The following is a 17074-nucleotide window of genomic DNA, read 5'->3' as shown; positions in this document are numbered from 1 at the left end:
CCGGTCCGCTATGCACGCTGCCTTGCCGTTTGCTCCGTCGCCCCGCTCCGCCAGCTGGTGGGCCGCGCTGTTGCTGTGCGGGGCGATCCAGGCGCAGGATCTCCCGGGCCAGCAGGCGCCCACCGCCGTCAGCACGCCGGCGCAAGCGACGTCCCCGGTGGCAAAAAGCGAGCGAACCTATCTGATGTCGGCCTTCATGGCCACGTCGCAAAACACGCTGAGCCTGTTCAGTTCCAACGACGGCGTCAACTTCACCTCGCTGGGCTCGGAGGTCTACACGCCGGCCAGGGAGCTGCTGCGCGACCCGTCCATCATCCGCGCGGCGGACGGGCTGTACTACATCGCCTACACAACCAACTGGAACGGCTCGACCTTCGGCATCGCCAAGTCGGCGGACATGAAAAGCTGGACGCATGTGGCCGACGTGCCCGTGAAGCTGCCGGGTGTGTCCAACGTCTGGGCGCCTGAATGGTTCCGCGACAGCGACGGCAGCTTCAAGCTCGTCGTGAGCCTGTCCAAGGGCTGCACCCAGGGGCCGTTCGCCGCCTATTTCGTGAAGGCGCTGGACGCCGGCTTCACGAAGTTCTCCGACCCGGTGCCCATGCAGGGGTTGGAGAAGAACTACATCGACACCTTCGTCATCCAGCATGAAGGCCGCTACGTCGCCTTCACGAAGAACGAGACGACCAAGTTCATCGAACTGGCCACGGCCCCGTCGCTGGACGGCCCGTGGACGATTCAGAAAACCGGCGACTGGGCCGGCTGGGGCGGCCCGTCGGAAGGCCAGGCGCTGGTACCCATCAAGGGTGGCTGGCGCATCTACTTCGACGACTACACGACCAAGCGGTACTGGTATTCCGACAGCTTCGACGGCCTGCAGACCTGGACGCCCAAGAAGGAACTGGGCGGCGTGTCGGGCACGGTGCGCCACTTCACCGTCATCTCGGAAGAAACCGCGCAGCTGGAGCGCGCGACGGCGCCCAAGGCCAAGCCCAAATCCATCGCCTGGGACCGCCATTCGCTGATCATCGACGGCAAGCGGGAGATGATCTTCGCCGGCGAGTTCCACCCCTTCCGCCTGCCCTCGCCCAGCCTGTGGCGCGACGTACTGCAGAAGATGAAGGCGTCGGGCCTCAACGCCGTGTCGCTCTACTTCAGCTGGGGCTACCACTCGGCCAAGCCGGGCCACTACGACTTCACCGGCGTGCGCAACATCGAGCGCGCCATTCAGATGGCGGAGGAGGAAGGCCTCTACGTCATCGCCCGCATGGGGCCTTATGTGAACGCCGAGCTGACGGCCGGCGGCTTCCCGGGTTGGCTGCTGCGCCAGCGCGCCGAGGCCCGCACCGACGCGGCCGAGTACCAGGCCGCAGCGGATGAATGGATGACGCAGATCAACGCCATCCTGGCCCGCCACCAGATCACCAACGGCGGCGGCACCGTCATCGCCTATCAGTTGGAAAACGAGCTGTTCGCGGTGAACCCCAAGAACATCCGCCACATGCAGCACCTGGCGGACAAGGCGCGCGCCGACGGCATCACCGTGCCGCTGTTCCACAACGCCGCCTCACGGCTGCCGGACTGGACGCCCAAGAACTCGACCGCGCCGTTCGCCAACCCCGGCCCGACCGACCTCTACGCTTTTGACGGCTATCCCGGCGGCGTCTGCGGTGTGGACGCCCAACCCGGCACGCCGGCACCGGCGCCGGACTGGGGCATCTACGGCAAGAACTTCCCCAAGGTCGGCTCGCTGGCCTCCCCCAACACGCCGGGCTTCGTCGCCGAGATCGGCGCAGGCTGGTTCGACTACTGGGGCAGCAACGGCACTTACGAATGCACGGCCCAGCGCCAGGGACCGGGCTACCAGCGCGTGTTCTACGGTAGCAGCCTCATCAACGCGCTGACCATCCATTCCATCTACATGGCCTATGGTGGCACCAGCTGGGGCTGGCAGCCGGGGCCCATCGTCTACACCAGCTACGACTACGGCTCGCCCATCAGCGAGGCCCGCGTCATGCGCGACAAGGCGCTGGTGCTCAAGCAGATGGGCGGCTTCGTGCAGGCGGCCACGCCCGTGCTGGCGCAGATGGACAAGGGCGAGCCTCTTGATTCGGGCAATGCCAAGGTCAGGCTTTATCACAACGTCAATCAGGCGCTGGGCAGCCATGTGCTGCTGGCTCAGCACAACGCGCTGACAGGAACTGAGGCGTTCAGCTTCAAGCTGCAAACGCGTGACGGCAGCTACCAGGTGCCGCAGGCCGGCAAGCTGACGCTGACCGGCCAGGACGCCAAGATGCTGCTGGCCAGCTACGCACTGGAACGCCAGCACCTGGTTTACAGCACGAGCGAGCTGCAGGCGCAGTTGCAGCAAGGCGCCCGTGATGTGGCGCTGTTCTACGGCCGCAACGGCGACGACGGCGAGACCGTGCTGCGCTATGCCGCCAGGCCGACCGTGAAGCTGCTGCGCGGCCAGGCCCAGGTGAACTGGGATGCCAAGCGCGGCGACCTGCGGCTGAACTACCAGCACACCGGCCTCATCGAAGTGCTGATCAGCGGCGCCGGGCGTGCCCCCTTGCTGCTGCTGATCGCTGACGAAAAGACGGGCCAGGAGTTCTGGCGCCTGCAAGCGGTGCTGGTGCGCAGCCCGGCCCTCGTCCGCACGGCGACCGTAGACGGCAAGACATTGAAGTTGAGCGGCGACACGACCGCGCCCAGCGCGCTGCGCGCCTGGGTGCCCGATGACATCACCGGCTTGAGCTTCAATGGCCAACCCATCGCCACTTCGGCACAAGACTTCAGCCTCGCCGCCCGCACCGCCCTGCCTGGCCCGGATGCGATCAAGCTGCCTGACCTGACGCAGCAAGCATGGACGCGCCGCTTCGACTCCCTCGAAGCCACTCCCGGCTTCGACGACAGCGCCTGGCGCAAGGCCGACGCGGGCGCCTCGGCCGCCAATGTCTACACCGCGCCCGACAAAGGCCAGCCGGTGCTGGCCATGAGCGACTACGGCTTCCACCACGGCGACGTCTGGTACCGCGGCCGCTTCGCAACGAGCGACACCAAGCCGCTGCAGCTGGAACTCTTCTTCGGCGGCGGTGGCGCCGGCATGATCCAGGTCTGGCTGGACGGCAAGTTCATCGGCCAGCAGGAGCACGACACCGGCCGCCCCTTCCCCGAGACGACCGACACCTTCAAGCAGTTGCTCAAGGACCTGCCCGCAGGCGAGCATGTGCTGGCCGTCGTCGTGCGCAACAACTCGCACAACTGGGACCTGTTCGCCGACGACGTGCACAAGGAGGCGCGCGGCCTGATCTCGGCGTCCCTCGCGCACAAAGGTGGTCAGCGCTTCGGCGTTCCCATCGCCTGGAAGATCCAGGGCAACAAGGGCGGCGAGGACATTGCCGACCTCGTGCGCGGTCCGATGAACAGCGGTGGCCTGCACGGCGAGCGCATGGGCTGGCATCTGCCCGTTGACCCGACCAAGCCCCAGCCCGGCTGGGAGGCCACGACCGTGAGCGCCGCACCGCCAGCGCCGGGCAGCTACTGGCTGCGCACCAACTTCAAGCTGGACCTGCCGGCCGGCCACGATGTGCAGCTCGGGCTGGCCTTTGGCGACACGACCAAGCCACGTTCCGAGGTCGAGAACCGCGCGCTGATCTTCGTCAACGGCTGGAATATGGGCCAGTTCATCGCCCACATCGGCCCGCAGCGCGTCTTCGTGTTGCCGCCCGGCATCCTGAACCCGAACGGCGAGAACACGTTGACATTGGCCGTCACCACCGACGGCCAGGCGGCCAACGCACTGGAGGCCGTGCGTCTGGTGCCGCTGGCCGTCGCCCGCGGCGGCGTACCGTTGGAGCCGGTGCCCCAACCGCGCAACCTGCAGCGTTGAATACACATCGAGACAAGACCATGCCCAATCAAGTCCTCAAGCCCGTCGATTCCTCGCGCATCCACCCGCTGCTGGCTCATCACACGGCCGGCCTCGGCGCGGACCGCGACGACATTCGCGGCGCCATCGATCGCCTGATCCACAACCTGGTCAACATCGAGGACAAGGACGGCAAGTTCCTGCTGCGCCTGGACGACGGCCGCGTGTTGGACACCAAGGGCTGGAACGGCTTCGAGTGGACCCACGGCGTGGGCCTGTATGGCGTCTACAAGGTCTGGGAGCTGACCGGCGACCCCAAGGCCTGGAGCATCATGACGAGCTGGTTCGAGGCCCGCTTTGCGGAGGGCATGCCCAGCCGCAATATCAACACGGTGGCGCCCTTCCTGACGCTGGCCTACCTGTTCGACCGCACCGGCGAGCGTCGCTTCCTGCCCTACATCGATCGCTGGGCCGAGTGGGTCTACAACGAGCTGCCGCGCACCGAAGAAGGCGGCTTCCAGCACATCGTCTACAACAGCGTGAACCACCAGCAGCTGTGGGACGACACGCTGATGATGTCGGTGCTGCCGCTGGCCAAGTTCGGCCTGCTGCTGAACCGGCCGCACTACGTCGAGGAGGCCAAGCGCCAGTTCCTCATCCACATCAAATACCTGGCCGACCGCAAGACGGGGCTGTGGTTCCACGGCTGGACGTTTGAGGGGCGACACAACTTCGCGAATGCACTTTGGGCGCGGGGCAATTCGTGGGTGACCATCGTCATTCCGGAGTTCATCGAGCTTTTGAACCTGCCCGAGGGTGATGCGTTCCGGGACTTCCTCGTGTCGACGTTGGAGGCGCAGGTGAAGGCGCTCACCCAATGCCAGTCCGAGTCCGGCCTGTGGCCCACGCTGCTGGACGACCCGACCTCCTACGACGAAGCCGCCGCTTCGGCCGGCTTTGCCTACGGCATCCTGAAGGCGGTGCGCAAGGGCTATCTGCCCAAGGAGTTCGAAGCCGTCGGCCTGAAGGCCGCGCTGGCGGTGCGCAGCAAGATCAACGACGCGGGCGAGTTGACCCAGGTCAGCTTCGGCACGCCGGTGTTCAACACGCTGCAGGAATACAAGGACATCCCGCTGACGTCCATGCCCTTCGGCCAGGCGATGGCGTTGCTGGCCATGGGTGAGCTGCTCGTCCGTTTCATCTAAGCCATGCAGAAGAACCTTCACCCCGCCGCCAAAGAGCCCACCTGGATCAACTACTGGGGCTGGGGCAGCGGCGACATGCTGGGCGCCGGCGCCCAGGCCGTCATCACCGGCTGGCTGTTCTATTTCTTCACCACCTTCTGCGGCCTCAGCGCCGTCGACGCGGGACTGATCCTCGGCCTCCCGAGACTGCTCGAAGCCATCACCTGCCCCCTCATCGGCTACGTCTCCGACAACCTGCGCCACACCTGGGTGGGCCGCAAGATTGGCCGGCGCAAGCTCTTCCTGCTGATCACCATCCCGCTGCTGCCCAGCTTCGCGCTGATCTTCCGCGCCGGCCACACCTTCTACTACTACCTGTTCGCCTTCATCTTCTTCGAGCTGCTGTACACGATGTTTCTCATCCCCTGGGAAACGCTGGCGGCCGAGATGACCAAGGACTACAAGCGCAAGGCCAAGTTCGCCGGCGCCCGCATGATCGTCGCGCAAAGCTCGGCCATCCTGGCCTCCTACCTGCCCACGCTGCTCATCAGCCAGTTCGGCGGCAAGGACTCGCCCGACACCTTCTTCTGGATGGCGGCCATCTTTGGCTGCATCTTCTCGGTCGTCGTGACGATCGTCGTGTTGACGACGTGGGAGCGCCCCTACGGCACGCGCGCGCAGGCGGTCATGTCGCAGACCTATGGCGGCGTGACGCTGAAGGCCGCACTGGCCCTGCCGCTCAAGATGTTCGGCGACCTGTTCTCGACGCTGAAGATCCGCGCCTTCCGCCAGCACCTGTCCATCTACCTGGGCGGCTATCTGTCACAGGACATCTTCAACACTGCCTTCCCCATCTTCGTGGCCACGGTGCTGATGGGCGCCACCCTTGTCATCTCGCAGCTGATGACGGTCATGTACGTGGCCCAGCTCATCTCGGTGATGGTGGCCATCCAGATCGTCATCCGCACCGGGCCCGTGCTGGCCTACCGCCTGGCGATCTCCCTGTTCGGCGCAGCGCTGTTGCTGTACCTGGGCTTCTTCCTGGTGCGACCCGAGGGCTTCGACGCCGGCTTCAAGGCGCTGGGCACCAACCTCTTCACCGCGCTGAACCCGGCAAGCGGCAGCTTCAGCCTGGTGTTCTGGATCTTCGCGCCCATCGTCCTCGCGGGCCTGGGCCGCGGCACGCTGAACTTCGTGCCCTGGTCGGTCTACAACTACCTGCCCGACATCGACGAGGCCGTCACCGGCCAACGCCGCGAGGGCATCTTTGCCGGCGTGATGACGTTGGTGCGCAAGATGGCCCAGAGCGCGGCCATCATCGCCAGCGGCTGGATCATCGACCTGGGCGGCTACATCTCGCCCAAGAGCCGCCCCGGCGAGGTCATCGTGCAAAGCCCCGAGGCCATCCAGACCATCACCGGGCTGATGGTGGGCGGGCCCCTCTTGATGATGCTGTTCGGCCTGATCGCCTCCTGGACCTTCCGCCTCAATGCCAGCACGCATGCCGTCCTCGTCAACGAGGTCGAGCGCCTGCGCAGCGGTGCGACCGAAGCCGAGACCGATGACAGCCGCCGCATCGTCGAAGACCTGACCGGCTGGCCTTACGACCGCCTGTGGGGCCGCGGCAGCGGCCACGCCGCCGACTCCTCGCTGCAACCTCTGCAAGCCCGCCCATGACCGACTTCAGCCGCCGCAACTTCTTCAAGACCGCGTCCCTGCCTCTGGGTCTGACCGGCTTGGCCACCACCGCCGGTGCTGCATCGGCGCCCGCACCGACCGTCGCCACGTCGGACGACCTGCTCGGCTTGCGCTGGCTGGATGGCACCGCCCCCGCGCTGGCGCTCGGCGCCACGTTGGGTCTGCCCTGGCCGCGCGGCCAGCACAGGAAGGATCAGGCCTTCCACGCGCTGGACGCGCAGGGCAAGCCACTGGCCTTGCAGACCTGGCCGCTGGCCTGGTGGCCCGATGGCTCGCTGAAGTGGACGGCGCATGCGCTGCCAGCCGGCGTCGATGCCGGTGCCCAGCCCAGCATCCGCCCGGGCAAGGGTGCTGCCGCCGCAGGTGCCACCGTGAAGGTGCGCGAGGAGGCTGACTTCATCGAGGTCGACAACGGCGTCATCCGCTGCAGGCTGCCACGCCAGGGCGCCAAGCTCATCCAGGGCATCGAGCGCGACGGCCGCGAGGTGCTGGGTTCCTGCACCCTCATCGCCCAGACCGACGACAAGCCCGATGCCGAGCAGGGCGCCGTCACGCAGACCGCCTTCCAGAGCCGCATCGCAAAACTGACCGTCGAGCAGACCGGCCCGGTGCGCGCCGTCATCAAGGTCGACGGCCAACACCGCAGCGCCGCCGGCCGCGAATGGCTGCCCTTCTCGGTGCGCTTCTATTTCTACGCCGGCGCCGAATCGCTGCGCGTCATGCACACCTTCGTCTTCGATGGCGACGATCAGAAGGACTTCCTGCGCGGTATCGGCCTGCGCTTCGACGTGCCGCTGCGCGACGCCCTCTACGACCGTCATGTGCGCTTTGCCGGCGAATCCGGTGGCCTGTGGGCCGAGGGCGTGCGCAACCTGACCGGGCTGCGCCGCGACCCGGGTGCTGTCGTGCGTGAGGCCCAGCTGGCCGGCCGCGCCACGCCGCCGGTAGCGCAATGGGGCACGCAGGTGCGCCAGCTGCAACATCGCATCCCCGCCTGGGGCGACTACTCCTTGAGCCAGCTCAGTGCCGATGGCTTCCAGATCAAGAAGCGCACCAAGGCCGGCCATGGCTGGATTCCCGCCGCCTTCGGCAAGCGGGCGCCAGGCAGCGGCTATATCGGCGGCGCCACCGGCGGCGTGGCCTTTGGCCTGCGCGACTTCTGGCAGCGCCACCCGACGCAACTGGACATCCGCAATGCCCACACCGACGCCGCGCAAGTGACGCTGTGGATGCACTCGCCCGAGGCGCCGGCCATGGACCTGCGCTTCTATCACGATGGCCTGGGGCAGGAGACCCACGAGCAGGAGCTCGAGGGCCTGGAGATGACCTACGAGGACTACGAGAAGGGCTTCGGCACGCCGGTGGGCATCGCGCGCAGCAGCGAGATCACGCTGTGGGCGCTGGCCGCCACGCCCACGCGCGAACGCCTGGTGCAGATGGCCGCCGCAGTGCAGGCACCGCCGCAGCTCGCCGCATCACCGCAGCGTTATCTGGCGGCCGGCGTGTTCGGCAAGCTGTGGAGCCTGCCCGACCGCAGCACGCCGGCGCGCCAGAAGATCGAGGACAAGCTGGACTTCCTGTTCGACTTCTACAAGAAGGAGGTCGAGCAGCGCCATTGGTACGGTTTCTGGGACTACGGCGACATCCGCCACACCTACGACAGTGATCGCCACGAATGGCGCTACGACGTCGGCGGCTTCGCCTGGGACAACTCGGAGCTGTCACCCGACCTCTGGCTCTGGTATGCCTATCTACGCAGTGGCCGCGCCGACATCTTCCGCTTCGCCGAGGCCATGGTGCGCCACACCAGCGAGGTCGACATCTATCACGCCGGCCGCTTCCAGGGCCTGGGCACGCGCCACAACGTGCAGCACTGGGGCTGCAGCGCCAAGCAGGCGCGCATCTCCACGGCGGCCTACCGCCGCTTCTACTACTACCTGACGGCCGACGAGCGCATCGGCGACGTCATGCGCGAGGTGCTCAGCGCCGACACCAAGATGGATGAGGTCGACCCCGTGCGCAAGATCGCCGGCCGCGTGGACAAGGGCCCCTGGCCGGCGCGCATCGGCTTCGGCACGGACTGGGGCTCGGTCGTCGCCAACGTGCTGACCGAGTGGGAGCGCACCGGCGATGTGCGCTGGCGCAACAAGCTGCTGCGCGGCATGCAGGGCATCGCCGCCATGCCCCACGGCTTCTTCACCGGCAGCGGTGGCTACGAGCCCACGGGGCCGAACGAAGGCGCCTTTCACAACGTCAGCGGCGACAAGCTCAGCGCCAGCCACCTGAGCGCCGTCTTTGGTGCTGTGGAGATGATGGCCGAACTGGTGGAGCTGATCGATGAGCCCGAGTTCAAGCAGGCCTGGCTGCAGTATTGCGAGCTCTACAACGCGCCGCGCGACCAGCAGGTCAAGGCGCTGGGCGCGCCGCACGGCGGCGGCACGGTGCTGAGCGTGGGCCATTCGCGTCTGAGCGCCTACGCGGCCAAGAGCAAGCAGGACAAGGCCCTGGCCCAGCGCGCCTGGCGCGAGTTCCTGGCCGACGATCCGCGCGGCCACAAGACGCTGAAGACCACGCGCATCGCCGGCCCGCTGGCGCTGAACCCGGTGGACGAAGCGCCCTGGATCAGCACCAATGACACCGCGCAGTGGGGACTGGCCGCCATCCAGAACCTGGCCCTGATCGGCGACCAGCTCACTGACTGACATGACCACATCGATGAACACAGCCACAGAGACACAGAGGCACAGAGGAAATCTGCCCTTTCTCTCCATGCTCTTCTCTGTGTCTCTGTGCCTCAGTGGCTGTGTTTCCCAGCCACGCGCGGCCGAACCGCTCAGCTTCGACTTCACCACGACGCCCGCGCCCACCTACAGCCGTGACCGCGGCGCCGGCTTCGAGCCCGGCGCCGCGCTCAATGCCGCCGGCCAGCCGAGCTTCTTCACGGTGGACGTGCCCGCGGAAGGCAACTACCGCGTCACCGCGACGCTCGGCGCCGCCGCCGCCAGCAACACGACCATCAAAGCCGAGCTGCGTCGGCTGATGCTGGACAGCGTGGGGGTGGCTGCCGGTGCAACTGAAACGCGCAGCTTCATCGTCAACGTGCGCACCGCCCGCATCGCCGCCGTGCCGGGTGTGGAAGCAGGCGTCGTCAAGCTCAAGGAACCGCGCGAAAGCAAGGATGAGATCTGGGCCTGGGACCAGCGCCTGACGCTGGAGATCAACGGCAGCCAGCCGGCGCTGCGCAGTCTCGTCATCGAGCCCGTCAGGGTGCCCACCGTCTTCCTGCTGGGCGACTCCACGGTGGCCGATCAGTCCCGCGAGCCCTACAGCAGCTGGGGCCAGATGCTGACGGCCCTGTTCAAGCCCACCGTGGCCGTGGCCAACCATGCGCAGTCGGGCGAAACCTTCCGCGACTCGCTGGCACGCCGGCGCATCGACAAGATCCTGTCCGTCATGCAACCGGGCGACACCGTGCTGCTGCAATTCGGCCACAACGACCAGAAACAACAGAAGGACGGCAGCGGCAACGCCCAGACCTACAAGGCCGAGCTGTGCACCCATGCCGAGCGCATCCTGGCGCGAGGCGGCGTGCCGGTCGTCGTGTCGTCGATGGAGAGGCGCAACTTCGACCCCGAGGGAAAGCTCAGGCCCAGCCTGACCGAGTACGCCGACGCGGCGCGCGCGGTCGCGCAGGACATGAAGCTGGCCTTCATCGATCTCAACGCGATGAGCCAGCAGTTCTACGCGGCCCTCGGCCCCGAGCGCTCCCAGGCCGCCCATCCGATGAACAACGGCAAGCTCGACAACACCCACCACAACAACTACGGCGCCATGCAGTTGGCGCGTTTGGTGGCCCTGGGTTTGCGGGAAGCCCGTGTGCCGGTGGCCGCACAGCTGCGCGATGATCTTGGCGCCATTGACCCCGCCAGGCCGCTGCCGCCGGAGCAGTTCCACGTTGCAGCGAGCCCGGGCTTCACCCAGCAACGCCCCCTGGGCGATTGAGCCGAATGAGAACCCCCCTTGCCGCCCTGGCGCTGGCCTGCGCCGCGCTGATCCACGCCCCGGCGACCTCGGCCGCACCGCCCAAGGCCGCCGCGGTCAACGTACAGGGCTTCTCGCCGGAACGCCTGCAGCGGCTCGACGCAGCCATCGAGGAGCAGATCGGCAAACAGCAGCTCGCCGGCGGCGTGATGGCCGTGCTGCGCGATGGCAAGCCGGTCGTCTTCAAGGCCTATGGCCAGCGCGACATCGAGAACGCCAGGCCGATGCGCACGGACACGATCTTCCGCATCGCCTCCATGACCAAGGCGCTGACGACGGTGGCGGCGATGATCCTTTACGAGGAAGGCCGCTTCCTGCTGAAGGACCCGGTGGCGCGCTATCTGCCGGCCTTCGCCCACATGCAGGTCGCCTTGGCCCAAGGCGGCACCGAGAAGCCGCGCCGCCCGTTGACCATCCACGACCTGCTGACGCACACGGCCGGCATGAGCTACGGCGGCGGCCCGACCCAGGCCGCCTACAGCGCTGCTGGCATGAAGGACTGGTACCTCGTCGGCAACGACGAGACGTTGGCACAGTGGACCGCCCGCTTCGCCGCGCTGCCGCTGCAGAGCCAACCGGGTGAGCAATTCATCTACGGCTACGCCACCGACGTGTTGGGCCGCCTCGTCGAGGTCGTTTCCGGCCAGCCGCTGGACCGCTTCATCAAGGAGCGCATCACCGACCCGCTGCGCATGCCGGACACGAGCTTCTTCCTGCCCGCTGACAAGGTCGAACGCCTCGCCAATGTCTACGGGCTGGAAGGCGGTCAGCTCAAGCTGATGGAAACGTCTGCGAAGAGCGACTTCGTCAACGGCCCGCGCAAGCTGCTGTCCGGCGGCGCCGGCATGCTGAGCACCGCGGGCGACTACACGCGCTTCCTGCAGATGCTGCTGAACAAGGGCGAGCTGGATGGCGTGCGCATCCTCGCGCCCCACACCGTGGCGCTGATGACGGCCGACCATCTCGGTTCCAAATCCGGCGGCGATGCCGATGGCTTCGGGCTGGGCTTCTGGGTCAACGTGAAACGCGGCGGCTTCAAGGAACTGGGCAGCGAAGGCGCTTTCGGCTGGGGCAGCGCCTATTTCCCGCAGTACACGGTGGACCCGAAGGAGCGCCTCGTCATCCTCTTCATGACGCAGCTGCGGCCCGCGGGAAATTCGACGCTGCATCTGCGCGTGCGCACGCTGACCTACCAGGCGCTGATGAAGTGAGTTGACGCGCTTTGACACCGTGCGCGATGTCGCAACGGTTATCGCAAACGCAGTGGTAGCGCTCCTCTGAGCGAAGCTTCGAAGACGCGAGAGCGGCGCTGTTCAAACGCTCAACGGGTTGAGTACACGCGGAGTCAGGCGCTGCCTACATTCCGCTCCGGTTTGCGGCCAAGTCCACAGACCGTGAACAACGACACGAAACCAGGAGACTCCATGAACACCACAAGCACGCGCCCGCCCTGGGTGCGCTGGCTGGCCGCAGGCCTGCTCGCCGCGGCGGCACCGGCCGCGATGGCCGCCTTCAGCATCACCACCGTCCACGACAACAACAACGCGGCGCGACCGCAGTACGTCATCGACACCGATGGCGGCCTGGTGTTCAAGGTGCGTGGCTGGGACAGCAGCAGCACCACGGCCATCGGCGACTTGTCCAGCATGGTCTACAAGGGCGTGGAGTACGCCGACCCCGCCCGCGGCACGCAGCTCAACTCCGGGGCCGACTGGCTCTACAACGGCGTAAGCGCCGTGGGCCTGAAGGTGGAGGCCGTCAGCGCCAACGGCACCGTGACGCCGGCTTCCAGCAGCAATGGCGGCGTGGTCAACGCGAGCGACTACATCCGCGTCACCCTCACCAGCACCAGCACCAAGGGTGGCGTGCTGACGCACTACTACCTGGTGAAGAAGGGCGAGTCCAACATCCACATGGGCACGCACTTCACCGAAGAGCCGGACGTACACGGCCTGGTGCGCTTCATCGCCCGCATCCCCATCGCCAGGCTGCCCAACGGCGGCCCGGCCAACGCGGCCGGTGGCCTGCGCACCTACAACGGCGAGAGCTTCTGGGCCGAGGACCTGCGCGGCACCAGCGGCGCCATCGAGGCCAGCGACGTGTTCGGCTTCCCGGCCACCGATGCGCGATACGGCCAGTCCCGCTCCAAGCACTACGCCAACCGCCGGCTGAAGGACTGGGAGTTCGTCGGCGGCTCCGGCCCTGGCGTGGGCATCTGGTTCTGGCGCGACAACAACGAAGGCGGCTCCGGCGGCCCCTTCTACCGCAGCCTGCTGCAGCAGATCACCGACACGACCAACGAGCTGACCTACATCGTCAACTACGGCGAGGCCCAGACGGAAGCCTTCCGCATGGGTGTACTGAACACCTACACGATGATCTTCAACGACGGCACGGCCCCCACGGCCCGCCCCGACACCAGCTGGTACGGCAACGTGGGCCTGGTGGGCTACGTGCCTCCGGTGAGCCGAGGCTCGGTCAGCGGCGCCGGCCTCACGGGCCGCATCGCCGGCCTGCCCTACACGGTGGGCTTCGCCAACGCGCAGGCACAGTACTGGGCCGACGCCGACCCCGTCGACGGCCACTTCACGGCCACGGGCATGCTGCCCGGCGTCTACACGATGACGGTCTACAAGGGCGAGCTGGCCGTGCAGACCGGCTGGGTGACGGTGACCGCCAATGCCACGTACGCGCTGAACCCGGTGGCCATCACGGCCGACCCCGAGGCCACGCCGGCGCTGTGGCGCATCGGCCACTGGGACGGCACGCCGCAGGAGTTCATCAACGGCGACAAGCTGACCTTCATGCACCCGTCCGACGTGCGCATGGCGTCGTGGAATATCAGTCCCTTCGTCATCGGCCAATCCAATGCCGCAACGCAATGGCCCGCCTATCAATGGAAGGATGTCAACAACGGCCTGCAGGTGCGCTTCACGCTCAAGCGCGGCCAGAACACCGCGCCGCTGCGGCTGCGCCTCGGCACCACGGCCGACTTCGCCGGCGCCCGCCCACAGGTCACGGTCAACAGCTGGACGTCGGCCATTCCCGCCGCACCGCCCAAGGTGTCGCGCAACCTGACCGTGGGCACCTACCGCGGCTTCAACCGCACCTACAGCTTCGACATCCCCGCCGCGCAGCTGGTCGTCGGCACCAACGTGCTGACCATCAACACCGTCAGCGGCACCGCCGGTGCCGCCTTCCTGAGCCCGGCGCTGTCCTTCGATGCCATCGATCTGATTGCCGCGCAATGAACGCTCTTCCCATGAAAACCATCGCCCTCCTCGCCTCTGCCTTGCTGGCAGCCCACGTCAGCGCTGCCGTCGTGCAGACCACTGGCGCCGGCAGCGCCACGCCGAGCGCAGCGCACCTGACCTCCGCTGCCGACTTCGAGGCCAACATCAACCTGGACAGTCCCTGGTCAGAAGGCGGCCTGCTGTTCAGCCACACGGGCTTTGCCAACGACAACGGCGGCTGCGGCTATGCCGGTGGCAACTGCGTGGACCTGGGCGCCGGGGAGACCTACAGCCAATCCTTCGCGGGCAACTACTTCGCCACCGCAGGCATGAACGCCTATCTGTCCATCCGCAGCACTGCACGCGACCTCAACGGCATCGAGTTCGCCGTCGATTCGGGCTACGCCAGCATCTACCTGATGTGGCAGACCTGGCTGGACGGCGTGCAGACCGGCACCGGTCGCGTGTCCCTGGGCGCGGCGGGCATTGGCGGCGTACTCGGGCTGAGTGACGCCGTCGGCTTTGACGAAGTGCGGGTCTATGCCTTCGACAGCGCGACCGACACGAGCGGCTACAGCGTGCCGGCCATCGACAGCGTGCGTGCCTTCACCATCCCCGAGCCTGGCTCCCTGGCGCTGACCTGCCTGGGCCTGGCCGCGCTTCGTCGCCGCCGCAGCAGCTGATCGAACGAGCCCAACGTCAAAGGGCCGGCCTCGCGAGAGGCCGGCCCTTTTCTCAACATGGGTTGATCAGGTTGTGCCGGCCTCGGTACGCCAGGCCTCGCGGTAAGCACGCCATCCCGGCAGGTTCAATGCGGCCACCGGCGCGGCTGCCGCCTCGGGCGCGCTGCCCCAGGCGTCCAGCAGCCAGGCGCCGCAGGTCGTGCCACTGCTGTCGTCCGACACGGTCACGTCGCGGCCTTCGGCCAGGCCGGCCAGCAGCGGGCCGAACCAGCGGTTGGCCGTGAATGCGCCTTCGACGACGACACGGCCGGTGGTGCCCAGGGCGGCCAGGCAATGGTCGGCCATCAGCACGACGTAGAGCGTGGCCAGCGCGGCCTGTTCGGCGGGCGTCTGGGGTGCTGGGCCGGTGACACGGCCGGGCTGGCCCGCGAACGGCCCGCCGGTTTCGGCAAAGCAGGGCAAGGCCAGGGTGCGCTGTGCAATGAGTCGCTGCAGTTCGTCCAGACCGAAACTGGCCGGTTGCGCACCGGCAATGGCACCGAATTCGCGCCCACCCATGAAACGGATACAGGGCACTGCGTCGCCAAAGACATCGCAGTTGGCCAGCATGTCGTGGGCCTCGACGAGAGGCCTGGTTGCCGAGCCCAGGGCCGCCGCGATGACCCAGGTGCCGGTGGACAGCACCGTGCAGGGGCCGCTCTGCTGCAGGGTCAGCAGATGGCGCAGCAGCGAGGCATTGCTGTCGTGGATGCCGCAGACGATCTCGCAGTCGCCGGGCAGGCCGGTGTCCGCGGCCAGCTCGGGCCGCAGCTTGCCCAAGCGCGACCAGGCATCGCGGCGCGGCGGGAACAGCTTCTCCCAGCCCAGGCGCTCGACCAGGCTGGACCAGCGGCCCACCCGGGGACGCCACAGGTCGGTATGGCAACCCAAGGAAGTGACCTCGCTCGCAGCCACCCCGCACAGCCGCCAGGCCCAGTACTGCGGGTACATCAGCACATGTCGCGTGCGAGCGAACTCCTCGGGAAAGCGCGCCTGCAGCCAGTCCAGCTGGCGGCCGAGGTTGAGGCCGGCCGGCAGCCGCGGCGAACCGCTCTCGTCGAACGGCGGCCGCAGCGTGTCATAGCGAGCGGCATCGACGGCGTCGCCCGGCACATGCTCATAGTCAGGCACCGGCAGCACCAGGCCGGCGCCATCGATCAACGCCGCCGTCGCGCCGTGGGTGACGGGCACGATGGCGCGGATGCGCGCCAGCGTGGAAAGCTCGCGCAGTTGGCCCAGCATCCAGCCCCACAGCCTCTCGGTGTCGTGGTGCGGATAGGGCTCGTCTCGCCGCACGGTATTGGGCGTGCGCGCTTCGGCCAGCGTCTTGCCAGCCGCGTCGATGAGGGTCAGCTTGGCGTTGGTCTTGCCGATGTCGAGGACGACGGTGCCTGAAACGAGATCGCCGGCCCCAGGGCTCAAGACACCAGCCCCGCATGCCGGTGGTAGGAGCCCGACTCCAGCACGGCCGCATAGTCATGCGAGCTCAGCGCCGAAGCCTCCACCACGCGAGGGTCCACGGCTTCAGGCTCCACGGTGATGACGCGCACGCCGTAGTGCTCCAGCAGTTGCACGGCACTGTCGGACGCGCCGGTGTCGGTAATGACGGTGGACACGCGGTTCAAGCCGCACAGCACCAGGCCCGCCTTGCGCTGGAACTTGGAGCTGTCCACCAGCACGATCAGCTCCTCCGCCTGGCTGATGAGGCGCTTCTCCGCCTGGATCAGCAGCGGGTCGGCCTCCATCAGGCCCAGGATGGACAGCCCGTAGACGCCCATGAACATCTTGGCCGCGTAGTGGTGCTGGGCCACGTCGTTCTCGAACGGGCTGAGGATGACGTTCTGCTCGCGGTAAACCTTGCCGCCGGGCAGGATGATCTCGTTGTCGCTGGTGACGAGCAGGCGCTCGGCCATCAGGAAGGAGTTGGTAAGAATCTTCAGCTGCTTCTCGACGAGAAACTCCGCCATCATGAAGGTGGTGGTACCGCCATTGATGATGATGGTTTCGCCGTTATTGCACATCGAGGTGGCATAACGCGCGATGGCGCGCTTGGCGGCGGTATGTTGCTGGGCATTGTTTTGAAAAGTCTCGCTGGACAGCGTGTATGACTTTTTCTTCTGCTCCAACCTTTGCGCGCCGCCTCGAGTGCGGGTCAACTGGTTTTTTGCGGCCAGCCAGGAAATATCCCGCCGCACCGTCGCGGCCGAGGCCGACAACCAGTCCATCAATTGCTGAACGCTGGCGTGCTCGCGTTCGTCCAGCAGTTTGAGCAGACGCTTGTGACGCTTGTGATTGATCATGTGGATCACCTTTATCGGGCGCCCC

At 67.0% G+C, this 17074-nt stretch carries 10 protein-coding genes; 8 read left to right on the top strand and 2 right to left on the bottom strand.

Annotation, left to right across the window (positions count from 1 at the left end; translation table 11 throughout):
• Positions 1 to 10 precede the first annotated feature (10 nt).
• The 8 genes from ASC91_RS24695 to ASC91_RS24660 all read left to right on the top strand — a co-directional run bounded on the left by ASC91_RS24695 (position 11) and on the right by ASC91_RS24660 (position 14710).
• Complete coding sequence (locus ASC91_RS24695) at positions 11 to 3892, top strand: beta-galactosidase (RefSeq protein ID WP_082532983.1); 3882 nt, start codon at positions 11 to 13, stop codon at positions 3890 to 3892.
• Between the two features lie 20 nt (positions 3893 to 3912).
• Positions 3913 to 5076, top strand: a complete 1164-nt coding sequence (locus ASC91_RS24690) for a glycoside hydrolase family 105 protein (RefSeq protein WP_082532982.1) — start codon at positions 3913 to 3915, stop codon at positions 5074 to 5076.
• Positions 5077 to 5079: 3 nt separating this feature from the next.
• On the top strand, positions 5080 to 6732 hold the full coding sequence (locus ASC91_RS24685; protein ID WP_056203502.1) for an MFS transporter: 1653 nt from the start codon (positions 5080 to 5082) through the stop codon (positions 6730 to 6732).
• Positions 6729 to 9455: a hypothetical protein gene (locus ASC91_RS24680; RefSeq protein ID WP_056203499.1), complete on the top strand. Its 2727-nt coding sequence runs from the start codon at positions 6729 to 6731 to the stop codon at positions 9453 to 9455. The genes ASC91_RS24685 and ASC91_RS24680 overlap by 4 nt, the downstream gene beginning before the upstream one ends.
• Positions 9456 to 9534: 79 nt before the next feature.
• Positions 9535 to 10755: a rhamnogalacturonan acetylesterase gene (locus ASC91_RS24675; protein ID WP_235532090.1), complete on the top strand. Its 1221-nt coding sequence runs from the start codon at positions 9535 to 9537 to the stop codon at positions 10753 to 10755.
• Positions 10756 to 10760: 5 nt separating this feature from the next.
• Positions 10761 to 12005, top strand: a complete 1245-nt coding sequence (locus ASC91_RS24670) for a serine hydrolase (RefSeq protein ID WP_056203490.1) — start codon at positions 10761 to 10763, stop codon at positions 12003 to 12005.
• A gap of 213 nt (positions 12006 to 12218) precedes the next feature.
• The gene (locus ASC91_RS24665) at positions 12219 to 14045 is read left to right on the top strand and encodes a rhamnogalacturonan lyase B N-terminal domain-containing protein (protein ID WP_235532089.1); all 1827 of its coding nucleotides are present in this window, start codon (positions 12219 to 12221) and stop codon (positions 14043 to 14045) included.
• Between the two features lie 11 nt (positions 14046 to 14056).
• Positions 14057 to 14710 carry a PEP-CTERM sorting domain-containing protein gene (locus tag ASC91_RS24660; protein ID WP_056203484.1) on the top strand — a complete coding sequence of 218 codons (654 nt, stop codon included), beginning with the start codon at positions 14057 to 14059 and terminating at the stop codon, positions 14708 to 14710.
• Positions 14711 to 14776: 66 nt separating this feature from the next.
• On the opposite strand, the gene ASC91_RS24655 is transcribed toward ASC91_RS24660, so the two are convergent.
• Both ASC91_RS24655 and ASC91_RS24650 read right to left on the bottom strand, forming a co-directional pair.
• Positions 14777 to 16171, bottom strand: coding sequence for an FGGY-family carbohydrate kinase (locus ASC91_RS24655; protein ID WP_056203481.1), 1395 nt, complete (start codon positions 16169 to 16171; stop codon positions 14777 to 14779).
• Positions 16168 to 17049, bottom strand: coding sequence for a DeoR/GlpR family DNA-binding transcription regulator (locus ASC91_RS24650; RefSeq protein ID WP_056203478.1), 882 nt, complete (start codon positions 17047 to 17049; stop codon positions 16168 to 16170). The genes ASC91_RS24655 and ASC91_RS24650 overlap by 4 nt, the downstream gene beginning before the upstream one ends.
• Positions 17050 to 17074: the final 25 nt, after the last annotated feature.

It is taken from the genome of Pelomonas sp. Root1237 (assembly GCF_001425055.1).
Taxonomy (GTDB): Bacteria; Pseudomonadota; Gammaproteobacteria; order Burkholderiales; family Burkholderiaceae_C; genus Pelomonas.
The sequence above is the reverse complement of the archived record's forward strand: the minus strand, read 5'-3'. Positions and strand labels throughout refer to the sequence as shown.